The sequence below is a fragment of the Acinetobacter sp. RF14B genome, from assembly GCF_006864105.1.
Taxonomy (GTDB): Bacteria; Pseudomonadota; Gammaproteobacteria; order Pseudomonadales; family Moraxellaceae; genus Acinetobacter; species Acinetobacter lwoffii_C.
Map to the genome: position 1 here is coordinate 1 of NZ_SMTB01000107.1, position 7,191 is coordinate 7,191.

8 protein-coding genes are annotated in these 7,191 nt (G+C 44.9%); 4 read left to right on the forward strand and 4 right to left on the reverse strand.

The annotated features are described in order from the left end of the window. Window positions 1-241: 241 nt before the first annotated feature. Together E2K52_RS15765 and E2K52_RS15770 are read left to right on the forward strand one after the other, a co-directional pair. On the forward strand, window positions 242-469 hold the full coding sequence (locus tag E2K52_RS15765; RefSeq protein ID WP_410553586.1) for a LysR family transcriptional regulator: 228 nt from the start codon (window positions 242-244) through the stop codon (window positions 467-469). Window positions 470-565: 96 nt separating this feature from the next. Next, the gene (locus E2K52_RS15770; protein ID WP_413772995.1) at window positions 566-910 is read left to right on the forward strand and encodes a hypothetical protein; all 345 of its coding nucleotides are present in this window, start codon (window positions 566-568) and stop codon (window positions 908-910) included. An 8-nt stretch (window positions 911-918) separates the two neighbouring features. Here the strand turns inward: E2K52_RS15770 and E2K52_RS12605 are convergent, their stop codons facing one another. Both E2K52_RS12605 and E2K52_RS12610 read right to left on the reverse strand, forming a co-directional pair. Continuing rightward, complete coding sequence (locus E2K52_RS12605; protein WP_151205415.1) at window positions 919-1,485, reverse strand: YceI family protein; 567 nt, start codon at window positions 1,483-1,485, stop codon at window positions 919-921. A 47-nt stretch (window positions 1,486-1,532) separates the two neighbouring features. Beyond that, window positions 1,533-2,102, reverse strand: a complete 570-nt coding sequence (locus tag E2K52_RS12610; protein ID WP_151205416.1) for a nicotinate-nicotinamide nucleotide adenylyltransferase — start codon at window positions 2,100-2,102, stop codon at window positions 1,533-1,535. A 103-nt stretch (window positions 2,103-2,205) separates the two neighbouring features. Between E2K52_RS12610 and E2K52_RS12615 the strand changes: the two genes are divergently transcribed. Continuing rightward, a complete protein-coding gene (locus E2K52_RS12615) occupies window positions 2,206-3,006 on the forward strand; it encodes an enoyl-CoA hydratase-related protein (RefSeq protein ID WP_151205417.1) in 801 nt (266 codons plus the stop codon). A gap of 102 nt (window positions 3,007-3,108) precedes the next feature. Then, on the forward strand, window positions 3,109-3,855 hold the full coding sequence (locus E2K52_RS12620) for a nitroreductase family protein (protein WP_151205418.1): 747 nt from the start codon (window positions 3,109-3,111) through the stop codon (window positions 3,853-3,855). A 230-nt stretch (window positions 3,856-4,085) separates the two neighbouring features. On the opposite strand, the gene E2K52_RS12625 is transcribed toward E2K52_RS12620, so the two are convergent. Further along, complete coding sequence (locus E2K52_RS12625) at window positions 4,086-4,403, reverse strand: NGG1p interacting factor NIF3 (RefSeq protein WP_151205419.1); 318 nt, start codon at window positions 4,401-4,403, stop codon at window positions 4,086-4,088. Window positions 4,404-4,690: 287 nt separating this feature from the next. Continuing rightward, window positions 4,691-7,191: phosphoribosylformylglycinamidine synthase (purL, locus tag E2K52_RS12630; protein WP_151205420.1), on the reverse strand; the 2,501-nt coding region annotated here is incomplete at its 5' end.

Genomic DNA, 7,191 nt, shown 5'->3' on the forward strand with positions numbered 1-7,191 from the left:
ATATATTAGAAAAGGCAGTGACTTGAATGACTATACGGATGCATATATTGCAGAAATTACTCAACGCTTGAATCATCGTCCAAGAAAAAGACTCGGCTTTAAAAGTCCGAGTCAGGTATTATGGCAATAACATGGTGTTGCACTTCAAATGCTAATCTAAGATATAATTAAGAAAATTTCATCCAGACCAAATTTCTTTTAGGTAGCCCATGCTCCTTAATTCTAAAATTGTGCGGCTTTTCTGGCAGTTGCCGAAACACGAAGTTTTGACGCTGCAGCAAAAGTATTAAATATCACTGCTTCCGCAGTAAGCTTGCGGGTACTTGGCTATTGCCCTGCCTGTCAGCCACACTCATTTCAAAAAAAGATTGCTTTGCATCTTCGGGTGGTCGATCAAAGTGAAACGCATAAGCTTTTGCAACAAGGCCAAGTCAATGCCTGCATTAGCAACCCAAATGAAGCCATGTAGGGCTGTAAAGCACATTGTCTTGGAAAGATGCGCTATCGTATGGTGGCGACCCCTGCTTTTGTACAATTGTGGTTCAAACGAGGGATAAGTTGAGAGGTGCTACCTAAGGCCTCTGCCGTTATTTATAATGATCAAGATCATCTGCATAGCCACACATTGCTGGCTCAATTCGGCTTACATCGACAATGCCTTTCTTTTTGTTACATTCCCTCTGCAACAGCATTTGCTGAGGCCATTTTTTCAGGACTTTATGGTTTAGTGCCTGAATATCAAATCGCTGACCGTCTTGAAAATGGCGCACTGGTCGAGATATTGCCAGAATGCCAATGCGATGTGCCATGGTATTGGCATCACTGGCAGCAGCAATCTCCTGCTCTTAGGGTATTAACCGGAGTGATCTTGCATCAGACCAGCTCCTTATTAAACCAGAGCCGTTTTTAGAGCCGAGCCTATTTAAGCTGCCATTGTCCAGAAACTACAATATTGACTTTTTCTCCAACCCCGCCAAATGCTTTTTTCATTCCAAAGTCACTGCGTGTTATCACTGTCGTCGCGTCAACATCCAAACGTTGGGGCTGGCTGATACTGGGTTTTAAGATAGTATCCAAAACCACCCGTCGGGTCACGCCCCGCAAGGATAAATCACCTGTAATACTGTAGTGATGAGGACCTAAAACGATAAATTCGCAGCTTGTGAAAGTCGCAGTCTGATATTTTTCAGCATCAAAGAAATCTTCACCCAGAATCAGATTACTCAGCGAGGGTTTATTTAAACTCAAACTTTTGATGTCGAGAACAAACTGGGCGGAGGCATGGAGTGGAGCTGCAGGATCAAAACTCATGCTAGACTGAATCTGCTCAAATTTACCTTTTACAATCGACACCCCCATCGACTTGATCTCAAAACCGACTTGGGTTTCTGGCGTGAGTTCCCATTGCTGAGGAGTGGCATGAGTAGTAAAATTTAAGCCCAGTATTCCTGCAACTAAGACGCTTTTCGCGATCCTGACATTCATCTGCTTCACTCCTAGGCCGCTGCAATTGCTTGCCTTGAGCTATTAGCTTACTCAAGATTGGTTTTGTCTTGAGTCAGGTATTTGTGCCGCAATTGTTGGTAAATAGGTGTTTTTTGAAATTGATGTAAAAACTCACTGGTTCCCAAGGGAAAAGCCGATTCAATAATTTTCCCAGTATAATAAGCTTCACGTAGCGGCGTTGCTGAAATTGCGCCTTTCAGGCTTTCAAGCTCGACCATCTCCCATTCAGGAAACAGCTTAAGATAATAGGAAGATTCATCCTTAAAATGGCCAATTAAACCCACTTTTGCATCTGGCTCAATGACACCTGTGACGAGTGATTTGACCAGTTTCTGCCATTTTTGGTCATTATAAACATCGACCACATGAACAAATTTGATCCGTTGCTGATCTTCAGCGGAAAAATTAGATAAAACCATCTGTTCACGCTCAGCAGCACTAAATGGATTTTTAATATTCCGTTCATTCTGTGCCGAACCTAAAGCCAGAATCACTTGCCGGCTTTGTTTTAATGCAATTTTAATGGTTTGCATATGGGCCAGATGAAAGGGCTGAAAGCGGCCAATAAAAACCAGATAATCAAATGTATAGTTCATAACAGATCAATTTTTTATGACTCGAGAGTTGTGTCGTTTAAATAAATATGCGACATAATAAACGCCATAAAATTAAATTAAGTTTTAAAGCAAGGATAGTACGATGACACTGAGCTGTATTCAACAACCTCATCCGCATTTAAACGCAATTTTAGATCAGGGCGTACTCACGCTGGCTATCAACCGCCCTGAAGCCAAAAATGCCTTGTATGGTGAATTGTACTTATGGATTGCCCAGGCGCTCGATGAAGCCGATCAGGACAGCAGTGTCCGGGTGGTAATTTTACGCGGTCAGGATGCAGATTTTAGTGCAGGCAATGACATGCAGGACTTTATGAAGTATGCAGCAATGAAGGGTCAGGCCCCTGCAGCGGAAGGCCCTCCTTTTATTTTATTAAAATCGGCAGCTAAATTTTCTAAGCCTTTGATTGCAGCCGTACGCGGTGTGGCTATTGGTATCGGGGTAACGATCCTGTTGCATTGTGACCTGGTCTATAGTGATCATACTGCCCTGTTCCAGATTCCTTTTGTCAGTCTGGGACTTTCTCCTGAAGGAGCTTCAAGTAAATTGTTAATTGAACAGGCGGGTTATCACAAGGCGGCTGAGTTATTACTTACTGCACAAAAATTTAACAGTGAAACAGCACGTTCAGCCAATTTAGTGAACAGTATTGAAGAAGAGGTTTATAGTAAAGCAGCACAGCAAGCTGCTCAACTGGCGGCCCTTCCACTGGCTTCTCTGGTCCAGTCCAAAGCCTTGATGAAACATAATTTAAATGAAATTGTTGAATGGATTGATCATGAAGCTGACATCTTTATGCAGCGTGTTGGCTCACCTGAAATGATGGAAGCAGTTGCGGCCTTTATGCAAAAGCGTAAGCCGGATTTTTCTCAATTCAACTAATTTAAGTTTGTCTATAAAACCACTTGGTTCGATAAGCTGGGTGGTTTTCTTATATTTCACTCCCATTTCTTTCCACATCACTGTAAAAAGAATATAAATACCATGACTGAAAAAAAGCGCTACCACGAGCCTGCTCCCCAAGATATTGATGTAAATAACTTCCGCAAGGTGATTGAAAGCCGCCGTTCGGTACGTAAATTTACCAGCAAAGCGATTCCTGCCGAAGTGCTCGATGATTGTCTGGACCTCGCCTTACTGGCCCCCAACTCATCGAACTTGCAGCCCTGGACCTTCTATGTGGTACAAAATCCCGCCAAAAAGAAACGCCTGGTGAAAGCCTGCATGAGCCAGCTGGCTGCCAAGACAGCATCTGAACTGATTGTCTGTGTTGCCCGCACTGACCGTATAGATGAAATGGCCAAACGTAATATTAATGAGTTTCCATTTCCAGAAGCCCCACCTGCAGTCAAGAAATACTACAAATACATTCCCTATAACTACAAAACCGGTTATCTGAATGCCTTTGGCAATTTTAAGAAAGTGGCGTTCAAAGTCGCCCGTACACTGGACAAGCAAATGCCGGTATCAGCATTTAATCCTGCGGATGCCAAACTGTGGGCCAGCAAAACTACAGCACTGGCCTGTGAAAATCTGGTTCTGGCCTTACGTGCTTATGGCTTTGACAGCTGCATGATGGAAGGATTTGATGAGCCGCTGGTACGTGAAATTCTGGCATTAAATGATGGACAATATCCTGTCATGGTCATTGCAGCAGGTGAGCGTGCGAAAGATGGCGTATTCTTCCCGCAGTACCGTTTTGATCGTGAGCTGTTTATTCAGAAGGTTTAAGGTTCTTCCAGATGGACTCTTTTTCAATAAGGTCTTAATTTTGAGATTAACCTTTGCTGCGACCTACTGTTGTTTTGGGACAAAGTAGGTCGAAACATCGAAGTATTGTCATCCACAAAATCGGCTCAAACCTTCTCGCTATTGATACATCACAGATTTTTTCATTTTTAGTCCTGCCTTAAACCAGTGCGGATGGCGTTTCCGTGTACCAAATATTGGTTTAAAAGTTATTAGAGTGGAATCTCCACCATTTGAATAAACTCAAAAGCCGGCTCTTCATAAGGATGCATGGCCTTTAACGCCCGTGCCACCTCACTGGCCTTATGTTCAGGCACAATGGTTTCTACCCGCCATTCTGAAACTTGTTCAAGCTCACCGACCTCACCAATAAATGGATCAGCGCCTTTCAGCGGCTTAAACTGGCCAGTGCCTAAAATCTGCCAGGCACAATGTTCATAATCGCCTATCCCTCCAGCACCGGCTGTAAAAATGGCAAGTTTAGTCGATTCAAGATGAGATTCAGGAACGTAGTAAATGAGTTTAAGCATATCAATTGGTATATATTCTAGGAGTATTAATCCATCATATGGATCAAGCATCATGATGTCTAATCAAAGATTACTTGCGAACGTGGTGGAGGAACAGCTAAAAAGTTTAGCAAATAAACTCCCTTCAAAGCAGCAGCTACCTTTCTGGAAGATACTATTAAATTTCTCTCTTTTCATAAAGTTAATCACTGGTTTAATTCCTTAAAAGAGCAAAAAATAAAAGAAAAATATCACCCAATAAAAAAGCCACCCGAAGGCGGCTTTTCATTCAGATGAATTTATAAAAATTAACCAATAAACTTACGTGCATTACGGAACATACGCAACCAGGCACCATCTTGATCCCAGTCTTCCGGTTTCCATGAATGCTGAACCGCACGGAAGTTACGCTCTGGGTGTGGCATCAGAATTGTTGCACGACCATCTTGAGAAGTTACACCAGAGATCCCTTCAGGCGAACCGTTCGGGTTTAATGGATATTGCTCTGTTGCCTGACCTTGGCTGTCAACATAGCGCATAATCACTTGGTTACCTGCATTCAGTGCAGCCAGATTTTCAGCCGATGCAACCACACGACCTTCACCATGCGCCACAGCGATTGGAAGAATAGAACCTTCCATGCCTTCTAGCAATACAGAATGAGATTTCTCGACACGAACGTTAACACTACGCGCTTCAAAAACTTCTGACTTGTTGCGATGGAAACGCGGCCATGCATCTGCCCCCGGAATAAGGGGTGCCAATTGAGACAACATCTGACAACCATTACAGATACCCAAAGAGAAGGTTTCCTGACGGTTGAAGAATTTCTCGAACTGGTCACGTAGCTGCGGGTTAAACAATACAGATTTGGCCCAGCCGCCGCCTGCACCGAGTACGTCACCATAAGAGAAGCCACCACAGGTCACCAGACCTTCAAAGTCATCCAGACTGATACGGCCAGCCAGCAGGTCACTCATATGTACGTCAACAGTGTTGAAGCCCACTTTATCGAATGCAGCTGCCATTTCAACATGACCATTCACCCCCTGCTCACGCAGAATTGCCATATTTGGACGACGTGAATTGATATATGGGGCTTCAACTGGCTCATTCAAATCGAATGTCGGTTGAGCGATCAAGCCTTGGTGTGACTTGTCTGTGATCAGGGAAAATTCTTGATCCGCAGTTTCGACGTTGTCACGTAAACGCTGGATTTGATGAGAAACTTCAGTCCAGGCCACTTGCAAATCGGCACGCTCAAGTACCAGACCATTTACAGACAACTGGTCCGTATTGTTGACTGTGCCCACAGCAGAGATAGCATCTTTCAAGCTTGAAGTCGCAACTTCTGCTTGCAATACTTCCCAATCTGCTTTGGCAATTTGCAGAACTGCCCCGATTTCTTCAGCGAACAGTGCAGCCACAGATTGTTCTTCGAGTGCAACGCCCAGACGTGACGTAAACATCATTTCTGCAACAGTGGCCAATAAGCCGCCATCACCGATGTCATGATAGGCCTTGATCAGGTCGCGATCGTTCCACTCCTGAACCAGTGCAAAGAAAGCTTTCAAGTCATCAAAGCTATCAACGTCAGGGGTTACTGAACCAATCGCTTTATAAACCTGAGCCAGAATCGAGCCGCCTAGACGGAATTGGCCTTTAGAAAGATCGATACGTAGCAGTACAGAATCGATGTTTTTCAATTCAGGGGTCAATGTCTTGCGCACATCGGTCACTGGCGCAAATGCCGTGATTACCCCTGACATTGGCGAAGTCACAGATTTATCTGTACCTTCGTCATTCCAGGTCGTACGCATCGACAATGAGTCTTTACCCACAGGAATCGCGATTCCCAGTGCTGGACACATTTCCATACCGATGGCTTTTACGCCTTCAAACAATGCCTGGTCTTCACCTGGTTGACCGGCAGCCGCCATCCAGTTTGCAGACAATTTAATGTCACTGATCTGTTTAATCTTCGCTGACATGATGTTTGTAATAGACTCAGCAACTGATAAACGTGCAGATGCTGCCGGATTTAACAATGCTACCGGTGGACGCTCGCCCATCGCCATCGCTTCACCGTTATAACCGACTAGACTAGTGGTGGTCACTGCAGCATCCGCGACAGGAATCTGCCAACGACCCACCATCTGGTCACGTGCAACCATACCGGTAATCGAGCGGTCACCAATAGTGATCAGGAATGATTTAGATGCAACTGTCGGGTTCTTGATCACGCGGTAAATCGCATCTTTCAGGTCAGTGACTTTAGACGCATCAAAGTCATCACCTTTACGCTCCACTGTTTCATATGAACGGCTCATACGCGGGGTACCGCCAAGCATCACCTGCATTGGCATGTCCACCGGCTTGTTGCCAAATAATGGATCTTCAACAGTTAAATGACGCGCTTCAGTCGCTTCGCCCAGCACCGCAAACGGACAACGTTCACGCGCACAGATTGACTCAAACAGTGGCAGAGATTCTGGACGGATCGCAAGCACATAACGCTCTTGTGCTTCGTTTGACCAGATTTCCATTGGCGACATGCCTGGCTCTAGAGATGGAATCTTACGTAGATCCAGTACCGCACCCAGTTCGTGGTCATTGACCAGTTCAGGCATTGCATTCGAAATACCGCCTGCACCGACGTCATGTACCGAAACGATCGGGTTTTCATCTTCCATGCGCCAGCAAGTATCAATGACTTCCTGACAACGGCGTTCCATTTCCGGGTTTTCACGCTGTACCGATGCGAAGTCCAGATTTTCACCCATGGTACCGCTGTCTACAGAAGACGCTG